Origin of the sequence: Geobacillus thermoleovorans (assembly GCF_001610955.1) — a bacterium.
Lineage (GTDB): Bacteria > Bacillota > Bacilli > Bacillales > Anoxybacillaceae > Geobacillus > Geobacillus thermoleovorans.
In genome coordinates, this window is sequence record NZ_CP014335.1 from 2,308,084 (window position 1) to 2,325,683 (window position 17,600).

General features: G+C 54.0%; 25 protein-coding genes and 1 pseudogene. 3 read left to right on the forward strand and 23 right to left on the reverse strand.

From position 1 onward, the window contains the following. The 19 genes from GT3570_RS11610 to GT3570_RS11700 form a co-directional block, all read right to left on the reverse strand. On the reverse strand, positions 1-231 hold the full coding sequence (locus GT3570_RS11610) for an exodeoxyribonuclease VII small subunit (protein ID WP_012820585.1): 231 nt from the start codon (positions 229-231) through the stop codon (positions 1-3). Continuing rightward, complete coding sequence (xseA, locus tag GT3570_RS11615) at positions 228-1,574, reverse strand: exodeoxyribonuclease VII large subunit (RefSeq protein ID WP_014196323.1); 1,347 nt, start codon at positions 1,572-1,574, stop codon at positions 228-230. The genes GT3570_RS11610 and xseA overlap by 4 nt, the downstream gene beginning before the upstream one ends. Positions 1,575-1,585: 11 nt before the next feature. Then, the gene (gene folD, locus GT3570_RS11620; protein ID WP_011231878.1) at positions 1,586-2,440 is read right to left on the reverse strand and encodes a bifunctional methylenetetrahydrofolate dehydrogenase/methenyltetrahydrofolate cyclohydrolase FolD; all 855 of its coding nucleotides are present in this window, start codon (positions 2,438-2,440) and stop codon (positions 1,586-1,588) included. Positions 2,441-2,499: 59 nt separating this feature from the next. Continuing rightward, on the reverse strand, positions 2,500-2,892 hold the full coding sequence (nusB, locus tag GT3570_RS11625) for a transcription antitermination factor NusB (RefSeq protein WP_011231879.1): 393 nt from the start codon (positions 2,890-2,892) through the stop codon (positions 2,500-2,502). 192 nt (positions 2,893-3,084) lie between these two features. Next, positions 3,085-3,486 carry an Asp23/Gls24 family envelope stress response protein gene (locus tag GT3570_RS11630; RefSeq protein ID WP_011231880.1) on the reverse strand — a complete coding sequence of 134 codons (402 nt, stop codon included), beginning with the start codon at positions 3,484-3,486 and terminating at the stop codon, positions 3,085-3,087. Between the two features lie 10 nt (positions 3,487-3,496). After that, positions 3,497-4,852, reverse strand: a complete 1,356-nt coding sequence (accC, locus tag GT3570_RS11635; RefSeq protein WP_011231881.1) for an acetyl-CoA carboxylase biotin carboxylase subunit — start codon at positions 4,850-4,852, stop codon at positions 3,497-3,499. 15 nt (positions 4,853-4,867) lie between these two features. Continuing rightward, positions 4,868-5,401 carry an acetyl-CoA carboxylase biotin carboxyl carrier protein gene (gene accB, locus GT3570_RS11640; RefSeq protein ID WP_011231882.1) on the reverse strand — a complete coding sequence of 178 codons (534 nt, stop codon included), beginning with the start codon at positions 5,399-5,401 and terminating at the stop codon, positions 4,868-4,870. Between the two features lie 144 nt (positions 5,402-5,545). Further along, positions 5,546-6,097, reverse strand: coding sequence for a SpoIIIAH-like family protein (locus GT3570_RS11645; protein ID WP_011231883.1), 552 nt, complete (start codon positions 6,095-6,097; stop codon positions 5,546-5,548). Positions 6,098-6,120: 23 nt separating this feature from the next. Then, a complete protein-coding gene (spoIIIAG, locus tag GT3570_RS11650; RefSeq protein ID WP_062898806.1) occupies positions 6,121-6,753 on the reverse strand; it encodes a stage III sporulation protein AG in 633 nt (210 codons plus the stop codon). A 7-nt stretch (positions 6,754-6,760) separates the two neighbouring features. Beyond that, a complete protein-coding gene (spoIIIAF, locus tag GT3570_RS11655) occupies positions 6,761-7,372 on the reverse strand; it encodes a stage III sporulation protein AF (protein WP_015375379.1) in 612 nt (203 codons plus the stop codon). Between the two features lie 10 nt (positions 7,373-7,382). Beyond that, entirely contained in the window at positions 7,383-8,546 is a 1,164-nt protein-coding gene (spoIIIAE, locus tag GT3570_RS11660; RefSeq protein ID WP_011231886.1) for a stage III sporulation protein AE, read from the reverse strand. A 13-nt stretch (positions 8,547-8,559) separates the two neighbouring features. After that, positions 8,560-8,946 carry a stage III sporulation protein AD gene (gene spoIIIAD / locus GT3570_RS11665; protein WP_011231887.1) on the reverse strand — a complete coding sequence of 129 codons (387 nt, stop codon included), beginning with the start codon at positions 8,944-8,946 and terminating at the stop codon, positions 8,560-8,562. A 21-nt stretch (positions 8,947-8,967) separates the two neighbouring features. Then, on the reverse strand, positions 8,968-9,174 hold the full coding sequence (spoIIIAC, locus tag GT3570_RS11670; protein WP_062898807.1) for a stage III sporulation protein AC: 207 nt from the start codon (positions 9,172-9,174) through the stop codon (positions 8,968-8,970). 15 nt (positions 9,175-9,189) lie between these two features. Further along, positions 9,190-9,702, reverse strand: coding sequence for a stage III sporulation protein SpoIIIAB (gene spoIIIAB / locus GT3570_RS11675; RefSeq protein ID WP_011231889.1), 513 nt, complete (start codon positions 9,700-9,702; stop codon positions 9,190-9,192). Beyond that, a complete protein-coding gene (spoIIIAA, locus tag GT3570_RS11680; protein WP_011231890.1) occupies positions 9,699-10,619 on the reverse strand; it encodes a stage III sporulation protein AA in 921 nt (306 codons plus the stop codon). Before spoIIIAA ends, spoIIIAB begins: the two co-directional genes overlap by 4 nt. 61 nt (positions 10,620-10,680) lie before the next feature. After that, the gene (locus GT3570_RS11685) at positions 10,681-10,962 is read right to left on the reverse strand and encodes a YqhV family protein (protein ID WP_011231891.1); all 282 of its coding nucleotides are present in this window, start codon (positions 10,960-10,962) and stop codon (positions 10,681-10,683) included. Between the two features lie 176 nt (positions 10,963-11,138). After that, a complete protein-coding gene (gene efp, locus GT3570_RS11690; RefSeq protein ID WP_011231892.1) occupies positions 11,139-11,696 on the reverse strand; it encodes an elongation factor P in 558 nt (185 codons plus the stop codon). A gap of 27 nt (positions 11,697-11,723) precedes the next feature. Continuing rightward, the gene (locus GT3570_RS11695; RefSeq protein ID WP_011231893.1) at positions 11,724-12,785 is read right to left on the reverse strand and encodes a M24 family metallopeptidase; all 1,062 of its coding nucleotides are present in this window, start codon (positions 12,783-12,785) and stop codon (positions 11,724-11,726) included. A gap of 260 nt (positions 12,786-13,045) precedes the next feature. Then, positions 13,046-13,576, reverse strand: a complete 531-nt coding sequence (locus GT3570_RS11700) for a YqhR family membrane protein (RefSeq protein ID WP_011231894.1) — start codon at positions 13,574-13,576, stop codon at positions 13,046-13,048. Positions 13,577-13,762: 186 nt separating this feature from the next. On the opposite strand from GT3570_RS11700, the gene GT3570_RS11705 reads away from it, so the two are divergent. Further along, positions 13,763-14,698 (forward strand): DUF1385 domain-containing protein, encoded by a 936-nt coding sequence (locus GT3570_RS11705; RefSeq protein WP_062898808.1) that lies wholly within the window; start codon positions 13,763-13,765, stop codon positions 14,696-14,698. Between the two features lie 22 nt (positions 14,699-14,720). Then, positions 14,721-15,077, forward strand: a complete 357-nt coding sequence (locus GT3570_RS11710) for an SA1362 family protein (protein WP_011231896.1) — start codon at positions 14,721-14,723, stop codon at positions 15,075-15,077. A gap of 78 nt (positions 15,078-15,155) precedes the next feature. Here GT3570_RS11710 and GT3570_RS11715 read toward each other — a convergent pair whose 3' ends face one another. The 4 genes and pseudogenes from GT3570_RS11715 to GT3570_RS11725 all read right to left on the reverse strand — a co-directional run bounded on the left by GT3570_RS11715 (position 15,156) and on the right by GT3570_RS11725 (position 17,125). Continuing rightward, positions 15,156-16,037, reverse strand: coding sequence for a patatin-like phospholipase family protein (locus GT3570_RS11715; protein WP_062898809.1), 882 nt, complete (start codon positions 16,035-16,037; stop codon positions 15,156-15,158). Between the two features lie 87 nt (positions 16,038-16,124). Further along, complete coding sequence (mntR, locus tag GT3570_RS11720) at positions 16,125-16,550, reverse strand: transcriptional regulator MntR (RefSeq protein ID WP_011231898.1); 426 nt, start codon at positions 16,548-16,550, stop codon at positions 16,125-16,127. A gap of 161 nt (positions 16,551-16,711) precedes the next feature. Beyond that, positions 16,712-16,831, reverse strand: a pseudogene (locus tag GT3570_RS19365) (spore photoproduct lyase); the annotation flags it as partial. Between the two features lie 102 nt (positions 16,832-16,933). Next, complete coding sequence (locus tag GT3570_RS11725; RefSeq protein ID WP_014196329.1) at positions 16,934-17,125, reverse strand: DUF2332 family protein; 192 nt, start codon at positions 17,123-17,125, stop codon at positions 16,934-16,936. Between the two features lie 55 nt (positions 17,126-17,180). Here GT3570_RS11725 and GT3570_RS11730 point away from each other — a divergent pair, with 55 nt between their 5' ends. Next, positions 17,181-17,579 (forward strand): hypothetical protein, encoded by a 399-nt coding sequence (locus GT3570_RS11730; protein ID WP_061580496.1) that lies wholly within the window; start codon positions 17,181-17,183, stop codon positions 17,577-17,579. Positions 17,580-17,600: the final 21 nt, after the last annotated feature.

A 17,600-nucleotide genomic window follows, 5' to 3' on the forward strand; every position in this document is an offset into this window, starting at 1 on the left:
TCACTCCTCCTCCGGCGAAAAAGGGACAAGCTCGCCGTCTTCACGCAGCATGTACTCCAACTGTTTCTCCACATGCTGCAATTTATCATGGCAAAGCTTGGACAGTTTCATGCCTTCTTGAAAAAAGGCGATCGCCTCCTCAAGCGGCACGTTCCCTTCCTCGAGCTTTTCGACGATTTCCTCCAGTTTTTTCATCGCTTCTTCAAACGTCATCTCTTTTTCTTCGCTCATACGTGTTTTTCCTCCACTCCCGTCACTTGACAATCGACTCGTCCGTCTTGAACTTGAATGGAAAGATGCTCGCCGATTCGAAGCTGGTTCGTTCGTTTCACGAGCTCGCCCTGCTCATTGTACACCAAGCTGTAGCCGCGCTCCATGATGCGAAGCGGACTGAGCGCCTCAAGCCGGGCGAGGTTGGAGCGAAAGCGGAACCGATGGCGCTCCACCGCGGTGCGCATCGCTTTTTCCAGCGCATTGGCGGCCGCCTTTTGCCGTTCTTTCATCCGCTCAAGCTCTGCAGCTGGATGGTGCCGCCATAGTCTCATGTCAAGCTCATGCAACCGCTGACGATGTTTGTCGACGAGCCGTTCGCGTTGGCGGCTAAGCCGCTCAAGCAACGCATCAAGCTGCTGTTCTTTTTGTTCATAGAGCCGCTTGGGATAGCGGAATGCGTAGGATCCTTGCAGCCGGCGAAGCTGCTCTTTATCAGCGGCAAGCTGCTCTTTCATGGCGCGGATGAGCCGCCATTTCCGCTCGGCGAGCCGCTCAGCGAGCTCCCCAACATGCGGCGCCGCCATCTCAGCTGCTGCCGTCGGCGTCGGCGCCCGCAAATCGGCGACAAAGTCGGCGATCGTAAAATCTGTTTCATGGCCGACAGCGGAAATAATCGGTATTTTTGAGGCGAAGATGGCGCGAGCGACGATTTCTTCATTGAACGCCCACAATTCTTCGATCGAGCCGCCGCCGCGGCCGACAATCAGCACATCAACCCCGCCGAACGAATTCGCCCGCTCGATGGCGCGCACGATGGAGGGCGCCGCCCCGTCCCCTTGAACGAGCGCTGGAAACAAAATGACTTTAGCGAGCGGATAGCGGCGGCGAATCGTCGTCATAATATCGCGCACCGCCGCTCCAGTCGGCGATGTAACGACGCCGATGCAGCGAGGGAAGGCTGGAAGCGGCTTTTTATGGACCGGCGAAAACAACCCTTCCGCCTCGAGCCGCTGCTTCAGCTGTTCGTAGGCTAGATAGAGGCTTCCGACGCCTTCCGGCTGCATTTCTTTGACATAAAGCTGATAGTTGCCGTTCGGTTCATAGACGGAAATTTCCCCGCGCGCGAGCACGTTCATCCCATCTTCAGGGCGGAACGGCAAATGATGGTTGTAGCCGGCGAACATGACGGCGGCAATGCGTCCTTGGCTGTCTTTCAACGTAAAATACATATGGCCGCGCGAATGCTGCTTAAAATTCGAAATCTCGCCCTTCACCCATAGATCGCGCAAATGCGGGTCGACATCGAACTTGCGTTTGATGTACTTCGTCAACGCCCCGACCGTCACATATTTCACTTCCACTGATCCTGCCCTCACTTTGCGGCCAGCTGCCGTGCCGCTTCAATCGTGTTGTGCAAGAGCATTGTAATCGTCATCGGCCCGACTCCACCCGGCACCGGCGTAATATAGCCAGCCACTTCTTTCACAGCGTCAAAATCGACATCGCCGCACAATTTGCCGTTCTCAAGCCGGTTGACGCCGACGTCGATGACGACCGCCCCGGGCTTGATGTGTTCCGGGCCGATGAGGCGCGCCTTGCCGACAGCGACGATCAAAATGTCCGCCTGCCGAGTGATGGCGGCCAAATCCGGCGTTTTCGAGTGAGTGTAGGTGACGGTGGCATGTTCGCGCAAAAACAGCTGGCCAACCGGTTTGCCGACGATGTTGCTTCGGCCGACGACGACGACGTGCTTGCCGGCGATGTCAATGCCGGCCGATTGCACCATCACTAAAATGCCATGCGGAGTGCAAGGGAGAAACGCCCGTTGGCCGATCATCATTTTTCCGACATTGATCGGGTGAAACCCATCGACATCTTTTTCCGGTGCGATCGTTTCAATGACCGACCATTCGCAAATGTGATCCGGCAGCGGCAGCTGCACTAAAATGCCGTGCACCGCCGGATCGACGTTTAACTCGCGGATTTTCGCAAGCAGCGTCTCTTCGTCGATCGCCGCCGGAAACGTGTAAAGGAACGAGCGAATGCCGACCTCGGCGCACGCTTTTTGTTTTCCTTTTACATACGAATGCGATGCCGGATCGTCGCCGACTAGAATGACGGCCAGCCCCGGCTCAACGCCGTCCGCTTTCAACTGTGCGGCTTCATCCGCCAATGCGGTGCGAATCGTCCTCGCCATCTCCGTTCCGCTAATGATTTGTGCTGTCATCGTGTTTCGTTCCCCTCTCCTCGTTCATCGTTCGATATCTGCCCGCGATGCAGCCGGTTTTATTTTTGCAGCGCCGCCTTCACTTTCGAAAGCACGCCGTTGACAAAACTTCCGGATTTCCAATCGCCGAATTTTTTCGCCAGCTCGACCGCCTCATCGAGGCTGACGCTTACCGGCACATCATCGGCGTATTTCATCTCGTACGTCGCCATGCGCAAAATGGCGCGGTCAACGTTGGCGACGCGTTCAAGCGTCCATTTTTCCAAATTGGCGCGCAACAGCTCGTCAATCTCCTCCTGGTGCTCGACGACGCCAAAGACGAGCTGGCGCAAAAACGGGTCGATGTCGCCGCCGCCCGTGACATTGTGGAGCGCCTCGTCTGGTGGAATGCGTCCGACATCGATTTGAAACAGCGCCTGCAACGCCTTTTCCCGTGCTTCATGCCGCTTCATGGCGGTCCCCCTTTCCAAAAAAACGAACATTCACAATGAAATCATATCATATTTTTCGGAAAAAGCCAGCCTTTTCCCACAAATCATTCGCGCTGCCGTTGGTTGCGCCACAACGGCCTCGTTCATTACAATAACAAACTTTGGCCAAAAAAACAAAAAGGCAGCCGCCGAAAAAGCAACTGCCTTGCGAGATCACTGTTCGACCACGCCTTGTTCCTGCTTGCCGCCCTCAAACTGGATGCCGACGATATGAACGTTCACTTCGCTCGCCTCGAGGCCGGTCATGTTCCAAAGCGCCTGGCGCACATTTTCCTGCACCTTTTTCGCCACGTTCGGAATCGATGCGCCAAACTGGACGAGGCAATAAAGATCGATGACGACGCCGTCGTCGCGCAAATCAACCTTGACGCCTTTGCCATGGTGTTTCTTTCCAAACCGCTCGGCGACGCCGGCGGCAAAATTGCCGCGCATTTGCGCGATGCCGTCGACTTCTGACGCCGCGATGCCAGCGATCACCTCAATCACTTCCGGTGCAATTTCCACCTTGCCGAGCGCCGGGTACACTTGCTCTGTTTCAAAGACATGCTCAGACATAAGGCACCTCCTATTCCGCCTTCATAATATCATATAACTCCAAAAACTTCGTATTAAACTCACCGCTTTGAAAATTCTCATGCTCCATTAATTTTATGTGGAACGGAATCGTTGTATGAATGCCTTCGATGATAAACTCCGAAAGCGCCCGTCTCATGCGGGCGATCGCTTCCGCACGCGTCGGCGCATGAACGATCAATTTGGCGATCATCGAATCATAATACGGCGGGATCGTATAGCCTGGATAGACGGCGGAATCGACGCGCACGCCCGGGCCGCCCGGCGGCAGGTACATGGCGATTTTCCCCGGCGACGGCATAAAGTTTTTCGCTGGATTTTCGGCGTTGATCCGGCACTCGATCGCCCAGCCGTTAAACGTGACGTCCTCTTGGGTGATCGACAGCTTTTCACCGGCGGCGATGCGGATTTGCTCCTTGACCAAATCGATGCCGGTGATCAGTTCAGTGACCGGATGCTCGACTTGAATGCGCGTATTCATCTCCATGAAGTAAAATTGTTTGTTCCGGTGGTCATAAATAAATTCAACCGTACCGGCGCCGGTGTAGTTGACCGCTTTCGCCGCCTTGACCGCCGCCTCGCCCATCTTCCGGCGCATCTCGTCGTCAAGCGCCGGCGACGGCGCTTCCTCGACCAGTTTTTGCAACCGGCGCTGGATCGAGCAGTCGCGCTCACCGAGATGAATCGTATTGCCGTACGAATCAGCGAGCACTTGAATTTCGACATGGCGGAAATCTTCGATATATTTTTCAATATAGACGCCTGGGTTGCCAAACGCCGTCGCCGCTTCCTGCTGGGTGATGTTGATGCCTTTGACGAGCTCGCCTTCGTCGCGGGCGACGCGGATTCCTTTCCCGCCGCCGCCGGCCGTCGCTTTAATGATGACCGGATAGCCGATCTCTTCGGCAATCGCCCGCGCCTCATCAAGGCTTTCGATAACCCCGCGCGACCCAGGCACGATCGGCACCCCCGCCTCGCGCATCGTCTCGCGAGCGATGTCTTTAATGCCCATTTTTGCAATCGCTTCCGGACTTGGGCCGATAAATGTCACGTTGCATTCACGGCACAGCTCGGCGAACGCTTCATTTTCCGCCAAAAACCCGTAACCGGGGTGGATGGCGTCACAGCCAGTCAGCGTAGCGACGCTCATAATGTTTGTGAAATTTAAATAGCTGTCTTTCGAAGCGGTCGGCCCGATGCAGTACGCCTCATCAGCCAGCTGCACGTGCAAGGCGTCGCGGTCGGCTTGCGAAAAGACAGCGACCGTCTCAATCCCAAGCTCGCGGCAGGCGCGGATGATGCGGACGGCGATTTCCCCGCGGTTCGCCACCAACACTTTTTTGATCATCGTCCGTTCTCTCCCTTATTCAGGCTTGACTAAAAACAACGGCTGGCCATATTCGACGAGCTGGCCGTTTTGCACCAACACCTCGACAATTTCGCCATCGACTTCCGCTTCAATTTCATTAAACAGCTTCATCGCCTCGATGATGCAGACAACCGTGTCTTTTTTCACCTTGTCGCCCGGCTTCACATACGGCGGCTTGTCCGGCGCCGGCGCTGCGTAGAACGTGCCGACCATCGGCGAAGTAATTTGATGCAAGTTGCCTTCCACAGCCGGCTTTTCTTCTTTGACCACCGGCGTTTCCGCTTTCGGTGCCGGCGCTTCTGAGGCCGCTGCTTGAACGGGAGCAGCTGCCGAAGCCGGTTCGACCGCTGCCGGAGCGGCAGGCGCCGGCGGCGCGACCGCCGTCTGTGCGGCCGCAGCCGACGCAACGGCGACAGCAGCCGTTCCTTTTTTCATATGTACTTTTGTTTCGCCTTGTTCGTATACGAATTCGTCAATTGAGGACTGGTCGACCAAGCGGATCAATTCACGGATTTCTTGAATTTTCATCGATCTCACACCTTTCTCCAAGTATCGTGCAGCCCGTTCCTTTCTGGCGGTGCCTAAACGTGTCCATAACGATTATACACACAACAGTAGGACAAACAAAAGACTTTTCCGCAAAAAAAGAAGCTGCCCTAAAGAGCAGCGCGTTCATCCAGCCGGCTGAAACTCAACCGTCACGTATTCAGCATCGGGTATTTCTTTTTTCACCATATGAATGACTTCATTCGCCGATTTAGCTGAGCTTTGTTTCGCTTTGATCGTCACGCGCACTTGGTTGTCATCGGCGCGCACGAGCACGTCTTCATAACCGCCTTTCGATTTGATGAGCGTCTCCAACGTTGCTTCTTTTTCGGACAATGCTTGCAATTTTTCAATTTTGTCGAGCGCTTCACTTTTTTCTTCCGCCGTCGCGTTCGCTGAAGCGACAATGGCGTTCAGCTCATCGCGCAACCGGCTCCGTTCATCCTCAATTTTCATGCGCAGCGCTGTAAACAAGTCGTCGCCCGTTTCGCCAGACGCGGACGGCTTTTTCGCCTCTTCGACAGCGACGCTCGGCTGATCGGTTGTTTTTTCCGTTTTCTTATTGGCGGTAAATGCCGGACTGTCGTTCATATTTTTTGGAGCTGTCACGTAATAGACCGACAGCACAACGACCAAGCTCAACATCGTCAACAGCCATACGGTTTGTTTTTTCAACATGCCGATCTCCTCCCCTTACCCGGTCATTTTTTCGGCAAGACAGCGACGCGGTAGCTCGGAACGTTTAACACGCGCGTCACCGCCTCGACGATCCATTTTTTGATTTGCAAATTATCCGCCCCTTTGGCGACAACGAGAACGCCGCGGATGTCCGGCTTTTTCGTGGCGACGACAAGCGGCGTTTCTTCTTCGCCGTTATGAATAATGATGACTTCTTCATTGGTCGACTCGTTTTCGATCGTCCGCTTCCCGCCTTCCTTGTCGTTCTCTTCCGTTGTCTGCTGCTGAGTCGAACGCTTTTTCTCATACAGTTTCAACTCCGTGGAATCGAGATTGACGACGACCGTGACATCATCCACCCCTTCGATCGCCTCAAGAGCGGCTTTCAGTTCTTTTTCGTACCGCTCCTCATAGGCGGCGATCACTTTCTCTTTCGTCTCCTTGCTTGCCAGGAATGCCGGCTCGGCTGGAGCGGACGGCTGCCCGGCGGAAGGCTTCGCTTCGGCTTCCTCTCCACTGTTTGCCCAATGGCTTGCCGCCATCAAGGCGACACCAGCCAACAGCAGGACGACGACGTACGAAAACGGCCATTTTTTCTGTGCTCCTTCCCCGTCTTTCGGCGCTGAAGAAAAGAGCCGTTTGATGAGCGGCAACATCCCCCCTCTATTCCCTCCCCCTAAATTGCACGTCAATTTTATCTTCATCGATTTCCCATCGGCCGGCGAGAAAAGCGCGCACCTCCTCTGCCAGCGAAGCATCGCCCTCCGGCAAAGCCGGCGGCTTCGTCGTATCGATGACAACCGGTTCCACCGAACCGGCTGACTTCTGTTTCGAAAGGACGACCTCAATCGTCTTGATGTCATCCGGCATGCGCCAGTCGTCGCCTGGCTTGGCGTAAACGTTGACATCCGCTTTCAGCCCATACTTTTCCATCAACTCCTCATTGACATCGTTTTCGAGCTGGACAGCCATTTGTTTTAAAATATATGCGCGTTGCGAGGCTTGTATTTCTTTTTTCTGCTGTTCGATTTGATTTTTTATTGCCTCCTCCCCCGCACGGCCGTTGGAAAAATGGACGAGCGCCGACGCGATGAGCTGCTCGGGATCAACGGAAGCGAGCCTGAGTACCGGAGCGAGCATCACGAGAACGAGCATAAGCCCGACAGCCATTTTCACGTATTTTTGCATCGTCCCCGACGGCAGCAAAAAATCGATGATGATAGCAAACAACAAAAACAAAATGATGTTTGTCACCCACTCAATGACTAGCTGCATAGCGCTCCCCCTAGCGGACCATCATCGTAATGTTCCCGGCCATCACCATGACGGTGAGGCTTAAGAAAAACATGAGCGACACAATGAGCAGCGCCGCCAGCACGTAAGCGATGCTTTTGCCGATGATGTTGAGGCAGGACAATACCGGTCCGCCGCCAAGCGGCTGCAGAAGAGCAGCCGATAGTTTGTAGACGATGACGATGGCGAAAATTTTCACCGCTGGAAAGATGGCGATCATGAGCAAAATCGCCGCCCCGACCAACCCGACCGTATTTTTCAACAGCATGGAAGCGGCGACGACCGTATCGGCGGCATCAGTGAACAGCTTGCCGACGACCGGGATGAAATTGCCGGTGACAAATTTCGCCGCCCGGAGCGCCACGCCGTCAGCCACGGCCGCTGTCGCTCCTCGCACGGACATGACGCCAAGGAACACGGTCAAAATGAGGCCGAGCAAACCGAGGGAGGCTTTGTTGAGCAAATCGGCGAGCTGAGTCGCCTTGTAACGGTCGCTGAGCGTGCTGACGACAGAAAGCAGCGCAGCCAAAAGCAAAAGCGGCAAGGTGACGTATTCAACGACCGTGCCGGTGGTGTTCATCACAAACAAAATGATCGGGTGGAAAAACGCCGCCGACGCGACCCCGCCGGAAGTGGCGAGCAGGGCGAGCAGCAGCGGAACGAGGGCGATGATGAAATGGCTCATCGTCCGCACCGCCTCAAGCGCATAATCCGCCGCGAGGCGAAAGCTGTTTAAGGCGATCAACAAGAGCACCATATAGACGACCGCCTGGGCGATTTTGCTTACTTCCTGCTGAGCGAACGCATTTTGCAGCGATTGCAGCACCGTGCTGAAGACAGCAAGCAAAATGAGCGTGCCGAGCAGTTTGCCGTTCACCTGCAGTTCATAAAACAAATAGCGGGCGAGCGCCTTCAGCCATTCGGCCGGCGACCATTGCTTGTCGCCGCTTAAAAAATCGGTGAGCGGCCCTTTCTCGCTTTCCGGCAAAAACCCTCCATACTCGCTGACGATCGTTTCCCAATAGCGGCGGATATCGCTCACATCGAGCTGAGCGAGCTGCTCGCTGACCGACGGTCCATCGCTTGCGGCTTGTACGACCAACGGACAAAAAAAGAGAGAAAGCAGCCCGACAATAAGGAACGCTGTTCGCTTCAATCCGTTCCCCCCTTTAGCGCGCCGACGGGATGAGGCCGATGACCGCTTCAATGATCGCCGTCAAAATCGGGACCGCCAGCGCCAAAATGATGATTTTTCCGCCGAGCTCAATTTTGGCGGCGATCGCCCCTTGGCCGGCGTCTTTGGAAATTTGGGCAGCGAACTCGGCAATGTAGGCAATGCCGATGATTTTCAGCATCGTCTCTAAATACACCATCTGAATATGGGCGCCTTCGGCCATTTTTCGCAACATCGCCAAAATGCTGCTGATTTGATCGACCAACAACAGAAAAATGGTGCAGCCGACAAACACGGTCAACAAAAAGGCGAGATTCGACTTTTGCTCTTGCAGCAACACGACCAAAAACGTCGCGATCAACCCGAGGCCGACGATTTGCAAAATGTCAATGGCCGATCCCTCCTACCCGCGGAACAAAAAGACATCCTTGATTTTTTGGAACAAATCGCTGACGATGGAAGCGACTATAAACAAAATATAAATAAAGCCGAGCAACGTCACCCATTGGGCGTATTCTTTCCTCCCCATCTGATCGAGCACCGTATGCAAAAACGCGATGACGATGCCGACGCCGGCGATTTTCAAAATGAGATCGACATCGATGCCCATGATTCTGCCTCCTGTCTACATGAGTAAAATGACGAGCAGCAGGCCGGCCAACACGCCTAAACTTTTCGCCATCTTGGCGTAGCGCGCCTGGTTGTCTAGCGCTTCCGCTTCCTCCCGCTCAAGATGGGCGAGCGCCAGCGCGATTTGCCTTTGCTGGGTGAGCCGGTCGTATTGGCCAAGCGTGGCGCCAAATTGTTTCATCACTTCAAATTCTCCTTGCTTTAGAGCGGTTTTTCCCCATACGGCTCGCAAGCTTTTTTCCCATGCCTCGGCGGCGCTCGTTTCTTCTGTGCATAACGCGGCGGCAAACCGCTCGAACAATTCGGACAACGGGGCGGCCGTTTGCCGGGCGAGATGCATAGCGGCGTCGGCAAGCGGCGTATGGCCATACATCACTTCCGCCTCAAGCGCCCTCAGCGCCGCTTTCAGCTGGCGGAGCTGGCGCGGCCGCTCGTGCAACACGCGGGCGGCGGCAAACCCAAGCCATGTTGAGGCGGCGAGAATCAACAGAGCGCCAAACCATTTCATCGATGGACCACCGCCCTTTCATACAGCACCGTTCCGCCAGCGTCGAGAATGCGTCGGATTGAGCCGGGATGGGGAATGTTCGTCAGCTCAATAAACCGTTCAAACACCTTTTGTTCCATCACCGGTCCGAGCGTCGGACGCTGCCAGACGTCTTGGATGTTGCGGCCGTGCACAGTCGTCCATACAGAGACGCCAGCATTGGCCGCTTCAAGCACTGCCTCGCTGTCCTCCTCGCGCCCGATTTCGTCGACAATCATGACATCAGGGCTCATCGAGCGGATCATCATCATCATCCCTTCCGCTTTCGGGCAGGCGTCCAACACGTCAAGGCGCGGGCCGAACGAAAACTGAGGAATCCCTTTCACACAGCCAGCGATTTCCGATCGTTCGTCAACGATCGCCACCTTTTGCGCCGGAATGCGCCTCGTCCCGCTGCTAATCAAGCGCGCCGCATCGCGCAGGAGCGTCGTTTTTCCCGTCTGCGGCGAGCCGATGATCATCGTATGACGCCAGCGGCCGTCGTACACATACGGAATCAGCGGCTCGGCGATGCCGATCTGTTCCTTGGCGATGCGAATGTTAAACGAGGAAACATCGCGGATCGCTTTCACCTTGCCCCCTTCAGTAATGACTTTGCCGGCCAGCCCAACGCGATGCCCCCCCTCAATCGTCATAAATCCGCGCTTCAGCTCTTCTTCGACGGCATAGATCGAATAATGACTCAATTTGTTGAGCAAATGCACGCCGTCTTCTTTCGTCACTTCATACGGCAGCAATCGGGCCGTTCCGTCGACGATCACCTCAAGCGGCCGGGAGACGCGGATGCGGATTTCTTCAATTCCGCGGCGGCATGAAGGAAGATGGTGCTGCAACGCGGCGGCGACCGTTTTCGGCAAAATTCCCCACACCGCTTCCATGGCCCTCCCCCTTTTCTTGTGGACTAGTTCATATGTATGGGCGGAATGCGCCGTTTATGCCTTACTTGTAAATTGCGAACAAAATGAGCGCTATCCCGAGCGCCACAAGCCCAAGCCGTGAAAACGAGAGCTCGTCCGCAAGCGAAAGCAGTCCAATCGCCATGGTCACCATCATGACGGTTGGACCGACGACAGCAAGCGCGGCATTAACGGCAAGCGCTTTTTTCACGTCATTGAACACAAGCATCAACAGCGCCGCGCTCAGTTCAATGAACGCGGACACCATCCGCATGCCAGCCATGGCCATAACGGACGGGTCGATCGATCGCAGCCAATGTTTCATGTTCCCCTCCTGTTTTGCCAAATGGGATCGATTAGTACAAACGTATGCGAAAACAAGCCGTTTCAGAAGAAGTTTTTACTGAGGAAAACGATGGGGGAGAGCAAAACGGCGCCCATTTTGCGCATAAAAAACACCGCCCCGGAAGGTGTCCGAGACGGTGCCTGTCGGGCTTGCGCTTACGCCCGCGAAACGTACGTGCCGTCGGCCGTATTAATGATGAGCGTGTCGCCTTCGTTGACGAAAAACGGCACTTGAACGACAAGGCCGGTTTCGAGCTTCGCCGGCTTCGAACCGCCAGAAGCGGTGTCACCTTTAATGCCCGGCTCTGTTTCGACGACTTTCAGCTCGACGGTGTTCGGCAACTCGACGCCGATCGTTTCGCCTTGGTACATCATAATAAATACTTCCATATTCTCTTTCAAGAACTTCAATTCATGCTCGATTTGTTTCGCCGGCAGCTCGATTTGTTCGTACGTTTCCATATCCATAAAAACGTGTTGGTCGCCGTTGGCGTACAAATATTGCATTTTGCGTGTGTCGATTTGCGCCCGGTTCACTTTTTCGCCGGCGCGGAACGTCCGCTCCTGAATGGCGCCGGTGCGCAAATTGCGCAGCTTCGAACGGACGAACGCCGCCCCCTTGCCCGGCTTGACGTGCTGGAATTCAAGGACGCGCCAAATCTCGCCGTCCACCTCAATCGTAAGTCCTGTGCGAAAATCGTTGACTGAAATCATTAGCCGAAATCCTCCTCACGCAATCCATTATAAAATGATCAGTTCTTTTGGCGAATGGGTGAGCGCTTCGTTCCCGTCAGCAGTGATGACCGTATCGTCCTCGATGCGCACCCCGCCAAGCCCCGGGATGTAAATGCCCGGCTCGACGGTGACAACCATGCCTGGCTCAAGCACGACATCCGAACGGAACGAAAGCGTCGGCCCTTCGTGAATTTCCAATCCAATCCCATGGCCGGTCGAATGGCCGAAATAGTCGCCATACCCTTTTTCGCGGATGTAATCGCGCGTGAGCGCATCAGCCTCTTTGCCGGTCATGCCTGCCTTGAGCCCGTTCATGCCGCGTTGCTGCGCTTCAAGAACGATGTCATAGATCGTCCGCAGCTCCACGCTAATGTCGCCGACGGCGACCGTTCTCGTAATGTCGGAACAATACCCTTTATAGTAAGCCCCGAAATCAAGCGTGACGAGCTCGCCGCGCTCGATCGTTTTCTCTGACGCCACCCCGTGCGGCAGCGCCGAACGGTAGCCGGAGGCAACGATCGTATCAAAGGAGGACGAAGACGCCCCTTGTTTGCGCATAAAAAATTCCAGCTCATTCGCCACTTCGATTTCTTTAACGCCTGGACGGATGAACGACAAAATGTGCGAAAACGCCGCATCGGCGATTTCTGCTGCTTCCTTTAATATCTTAATCTCTGCCTCTGACTTAATCAAGCGCAATTTTTCTACGAGCCAAGACGTTGGCACGAGTTCAGCGCGGATGGCTTCTTCATACGACTTGTATGCGGCATAGGTGACATGTTCTTGCTCAAAGCCAAGCCTCTTGATGCCAAGCCGCTTCACCTGATTGGCAATTTCTTCGATGATCGGCCCGCTGTGCTGGACGACTTCAAACCCTTGGGCTTGCCTCGATGCTTGTTCGACGTAGCGGAAGTCCGTAACCAACACCGCCCCTTGACGGCTGACAAGTACAGCGCCGGCCGTGCCAGTAAACCCGGTCAAATAGCGGCGGTTGTAGCCGTTTGTTACTAACAGCCCGTCGATATGCTGCTCGTCAAGAAGCTCCCGAAGCTTTTCCAGCTTTTCCATGTTTCCGTCTCCTCTTCCCTTAGAGTGTGCTCGTCTCCTCCGCTGCCTGCGTCGAGAGCGGAGAAAATCTTCGCGGTCAGGATGACGCGAAAAACCTCGTAGGCGCGCCAGTTTCACGAGCGCCCGCAGCAGCCATGGACTGATGCTGAAACATGCAAAACCTTCTTTATTTTACCATAAAGATGGTCGTTTCCGCTAGACGTCCGCGCGGCGCTTGATGCAGCACTTACTTCAGCGGATGAGAGCGAAAAGAAGCTTCGTCAGTTTCCTTCATTTGCCGCCTCTTTTCCGACATTTAACGCCGTTCGATTCATTTCTTGCGTTTCAAAAGAAATCGAATACCCGACAAATACGCCATATAAAATGTATAAGCAAAGCGTCGTAATAATCGTATTCGTTTCTAAATCTGCAACTGGTTGGACGTTTGGAAACAGTGGATTAAACAAATAAAAGACAATCATCCAAAGCACCACGCCATATACCATTCCCGCCCACATACCGGCGATCTTGCGCAGGAACGCGTAGTACAAAAGCGCCGCCGCAATGGAAATGATGCCGATCAGCACGATGGCCGCATAATTGCCGGCTTTCCCATATTTCCAGTCCCCGGCAACCCACGGGATGAGAATCATATTCGGACTGATTTCACTGAAATGGAAAAAATAAGCCAAATAGCCGATCAAACTCCAAAACACCCCGCCGACAAACCCGATGATGATCGTTTTTTGTATGAGCGTCATCGGCCGCTCCGTCTCCTCCTGCTCAAGCTTCCCTTTTTGTTCCGCCATCATCGTGCACCTCCTTGTCAGTTAGTATGACCGACAGCCGACCGTCCCATGAATCAAACGAAAAAATGACCGCCCTTGTGTAAATCATGGATTTTTTGGAAATCATAATAGTAGCATCAACCTAGAGGTTTCCGGATGTTTCTTGTAGAATAAAATAATAAACATAAAAAATAGGTTGGTGTTGGCCTGATGAAATCATCAATGGAGAAACCGTTATACGGCGGCCAAGCGGTCGTTGAAGGGGTGATGTTTGCCGGCAAGACGCACTCCGTCACCGCTATTCGCCGTCATGACGGGACGATTGACTATTTTACGCTGCCTCGCCGCAGCCATCCGACGCTGGCTGCCCTGAAAAAAATCCCGTTTGTCCGCGGCATTGTCGCCATTATTGAGTCGAGCGCAAACGGGGCCAAGCATTTGCAGTTTGCCAGCGAACAATATGAGGCGTCCTCGGACGAAAAACAGGCCGCCGAAGAAAACCGCTCCAAATTCGGGCTGATTCTCGGCGCCGCCGTCATCGGCGTGCTATCGTTTTTATTCGCCAAAACCATTTTTACGCTCGTTCCGGCGCTCGCCGCCGACGCCTTTAAACCGCTCGTACCGGGGAAAATGGGGCAAATTTTGCTTGAAGGAGCCTTTAAGCTTGCTCTTTTGCTCGGCTACATTTACTTTATTTCGTTGACGCCGCTTGTTAGGCGCGTGTTCCAATACCACGGGGCGGAACATAAAGTCATCAACGCCTTTGAAGCGGGGTGGCCGCTCACTGTTGAGCACGTCCAGCGCGCCTCGCGCCTTCACTACCGATGCGGCAGCAGCTTCATTTTATTTACTGTCATGATCAGCTTGTTCCTTTATTTGTTCGTGCCGACGGATCCGCTTTGGCTGCGAATCGCAAACAGGCTCGCTTTAATTCCTGTCGTGCTTGGCGTTTCGTTTGAAGTCTTGCAGTTTACAAATAAATTGAGGGATATTCCGCTGCTAAGCTGGCTTGGCTATCCCGGGCTATGGCTGCAGCGGTTGACGACAAAAGAACCGGACGATGACCAAGTGGAAGTGGCCATCGCCTCGTTTCAGCGGCTTCTTGATTTGGAAGCGGAAGCCGAAAGGAAACAAGCGGTGCAGTAATCGATCAAAGGGGGTGGACTCATTGCGGCGCCGGGCCATTCATCCGCTTGTCGGGCTTATGATTTTGCTTGGAACGCTTGGCATTGTCTATACCCTTTTTGCCCATCCGACGGTGCTGTTCCGCCAGCTGTTGTTTGTTGCGCTGTTTTTGGCCGCCATTTATCTCTTCTACCGGTTCGTATACCAACGCCGCACCGATCAAGATCGGTTATCGTATTTAAAGGCGGTGCGGCAGTCGAAAAAGCTCCATCCCCGCTCCGGGCGCAAACAAGCAAAGCCGGCGAAACTGAAGCGGTCGCTGAAAAAACGGACGGCCATTCCGCACTTGACCGTGATCGAGGGCAAAAAAGGCAAAAAAAAGAATCGAGCTTCGTTTTAGCTTGATTCTTTTTTGTTTGCCTCTGCCGTTCAGCTAAAAAATCGGCGGCAGAGGTGTGACCTATTGTCGCTTTCCCGTCTAGTACGCCCATTGGCGCAAAAACTGCCGCGTCCGCTCGCGTCCGTAATCGATCAGGCGCCGGCGCGCTTCCAGGTCGATGGAAAATTCCGTGGAAATAACGTTGTCCACCGGCAAAAAGACGATGTTTTTTTCATGGCGGCGCGAAATGTAGCGCGCATCATGCGCCTCTCTCATGGCCGCAAACAGCGCCTCATACAAATCGAGCGCATTGGTGATCGTTCGTTTCGGCCGCTCCCCTGGTTTTGGGCTCAGCTGAACGCCCAGCACCGGCCGTTTTTTCTTCTTTTCTTCATCGAACAAAAACAGCGGAAAGTTGCTCAACACCCCTCCGTCGACAATGAAAGCCACACCGTTTCGCCCGCGAAGGCGGACCGGCTCAAAGAAATAAGGAATGCTGATGCTCATCCGCACTGCCTTGGCGATGGAAAACGACCCAGGGTCAATGCCGTATATGGCTAAATCGTCCGGCAGCACGACGAGGCGTCCGTTCGTCACATCGGAAGCGACGATATACAAACTGCCGGCCGGCACATCTTGAAACGTCCGCACGCCGCGGGCGGCGAGCGCCGCCTCGAGCCACCTCTCAAACACCTTTCCTTGATACAGCCCAAGATGCCAATACAGGCGCACCCATTTCCAAAGCGAAAACGGAATCCATAGCGGCCGTTCATCCAAAAACTGCTCCAACTCCAACTCCTCAAGCAGTCGGGCGATGTCGCGGGCGCTGTAGCCTGCCGATAGCAGCGCCGAAAGCAACGCTCCCGCACTCGTGCCGGCAAGCCGCTTCCAGCGCAGACCTTTTTCCTCAATCGCTTCATACGCTCCAAGCAACGCAAACCCTTTCACCCCGCCGCCGGAAAAGACAAGATCAATGTCCACCGCCGCCTCCCCCTTTTTGCCGTTTATACATATGTAAGAAAAAAGGAGGACATTTAGTACGGCAAACAAAAAAGAGCAAGCATCGGCTTACTCTCCTTGTTCATTGCGCTTTTGGACATCGCGCAGCGCTTCAAGGCGGCGTTCGTCCTCTTGAAAATACTGCACCAAATCGCCGATCCGGTCGATGGCGTTCCAGCTCAAATGGTGTTCAATCCCTTCCACGTCGCGGTAAATGTTTTCTTCGCTGACACCGATCAAACGGAGAAACTGCTCAAGCAGCTCATGGCGGTAGACGAGCCGCTGGCCGATTTTTCTTCCTTTTGGCGTCAAGACGAGTCCGCGGTATTTCTCATACACTAAATACTCATCTTTATCGAGCTTTTGCACCATTTTCGTCACCGAGGAGGGATGGACGGACAACGCTTCAGCGATGTCAGAGACGCGGGCATAGCCCTTTTCTTCAATCAAAATGTAAATTTGCTCAATATAATCTTCCATGCTTGGTGTCGGCAACGTTTGTCCCCTCCCATTACATTTGTCTGCCGCAGACAAGTGCAGCGGCCGTCAGCATCTCTCATGAACATTGCCGCTTTGCCCGCTTCGGCTAGACGCTGCCGGGCCAGTCGGCCGCCCAGGCAAACAAAAAATAGCAATCAATCCCATTATACCATGAAGGGGACATTACGTAAAATACTGCACTTGGGCCGATGGAAAAAAGCGAGCAATACCTTTCCGAGCGGATGCGGCAACGCCTCCGGTTCGAAATACACAAGTTTGGGCATAAACGGTTTCATTCATTTCCCTCCATGTTCTCCGTATTTGATGTTAGTATGATTCAAGGATGGAGGGAAATCGCGTGCTTCTTTTGCTTGGCATCATTTTTCATGGAAGGCTCATTACCCCCAATTTGATATGTTCATCTCCCAGCGAAACCAACGACCATGCCCATCGGTTTCAGCCACGATTTGCCGATATTCTCGGCCGTCAATCATGCCATCCAGATGCAATTTCCGATCCCACATGTTGTTATACACATGGAACAAATCCCGTTGGCGGCCGATTTCGCGAAGCTGCTCAAGATTTGCCATGACAGCTCATGAACGCAATGATACAATAAAACTAAACTGAAAGGAGGGATGCAGAATGTCTCACGAGCTTGTCGAATTGCTTCGCTCGGTGCTGAAAGAGGAGTTGCAGCCGATTCATGAACGCCTCGACCGACTAGAAGCCGGACAACAGCGCCTCGAAGAACGGCAACAGCGCCTCGAAGAACGGCAACAGCGCCTCGAAGAACGGCAACAACGCCTCGAAGAACGACAACAGCGCCTCGAGGAAAAGTTGGACCATTTCATCATCGAAACGCGCAGCCATTTCAAAAAAATCGAGGACGAGCTGGCTGAGCATCGGCGTATGTTCGAGATACTGTCACATGATTGGCGTAACGCGAACATTGCGATTGAATATTTAAATCATAAGATCGGCCAGCACGATCTGGAAATGTATCAACTCAAAAAGCGGCTCGAACTCCAAGAAACAAAATAAAAGCGCATGCCCGATGACCGG

Coding starts and splice junctions, on each gene's coding strand:
- GT3570_RS11610 (WP_012820585.1), bottom strand. CDS start 231: ATGAGCGAAGAAAAAGAGATGACGTTTGAAGAAGCGATGAAAAAACTG.
- folD (WP_011231878.1), bottom strand. CDS start 2,440: ATGACAGCACAAATCATTAGCGGAACGGAGATGGCGAGGACGATTCGC.
- nusB (WP_011231879.1), bottom strand. CDS start 2,892: ATGAAGCGGCATGAAGCACGGGAAAAGGCGTTGCAGGCGCTGTTTCAA.
- GT3570_RS11630 (WP_011231880.1), bottom strand. CDS start 3,486: ATGTCTGAGCATGTCTTTGAAACAGAGCAAGTGTACCCGGCGCTCGGC.
- accC (WP_011231881.1), bottom strand. CDS start 4,852: ATGATCAAAAAAGTGTTGGTGGCGAACCGCGGGGAAATCGCCGTCCGC.
- accB (WP_011231882.1), bottom strand. CDS start 5,401: ATGAAAATTCAAGAAATCCGTGAATTGATCCGCTTGGTCGACCAGTCC.
- GT3570_RS11645 (WP_011231883.1), bottom strand. CDS start 6,097: ATGTTGAAAAAACAAACCGTATGGCTGTTGACGATGTTGAGCTTGGTC.
- spoIIIAG (WP_062898806.1), bottom strand. CDS start 6,753: ATGTTGCCGCTCATCAAACGGCTCTTTTCTTCAGCGCCGAAAGACGGG.
- spoIIIAF (WP_015375379.1), bottom strand. CDS start 7,372: ATGCAGCTAGTCATTGAGTGGGTGACAAACATCATTTTGTTTTTGTTG.
- spoIIIAC (WP_062898807.1), bottom strand. CDS start 9,174: ATGGGCATCGATGTCGATCTCATTTTGAAAATCGCCGGCGTCGGCATC.
- spoIIIAB (WP_011231889.1), bottom strand. CDS start 9,702: ATGAAATGGTTTGGCGCTCTGTTGATTCTCGCCGCCTCAACATGGCTT.
- spoIIIAA (WP_011231890.1), bottom strand. CDS start 10,619: ATGGAAGCGGTGTGGGGAATTTTGCCGAAAACGGTCGCCGCCGCGTTG.
- GT3570_RS11685 (WP_011231891.1), bottom strand. CDS start 10,962: ATGAAACATTGGCTGCGATCGATCGACCCGTCCGTTATGGCCATGGCT.
- efp (WP_011231892.1), bottom strand. CDS start 11,696: ATGATTTCAGTCAACGATTTTCGCACAGGACTTACGATTGAGGTGGAC.
- GT3570_RS11695 (WP_011231893.1), bottom strand. CDS start 12,785: ATGGAAAAGCTGGAAAAGCTTCGGGAGCTTCTTGACGAGCAGCATATC.
- GT3570_RS11700 (WP_011231894.1), bottom strand. CDS start 13,576: ATGATGGCGGAACAAAAAGGGAAGCTTGAGCAGGAGGAGACGGAGCGG.
- GT3570_RS11705 (WP_062898808.1), top strand. CDS start 13,763: ATGAAATCATCAATGGAGAAACCGTTATACGGCGGCCAAGCGGTCGTT.
- GT3570_RS11725 (WP_014196329.1), bottom strand. CDS start 17,125: ATGGCAAATCTTGAGCAGCTTCGCGAAATCGGCCGCCAACGGGATTTG.
- GT3570_RS11730 (WP_061580496.1), top strand. CDS start 17,181: ATGTCTCACGAGCTTGTCGAATTGCTTCGCTCGGTGCTGAAAGAGGAG.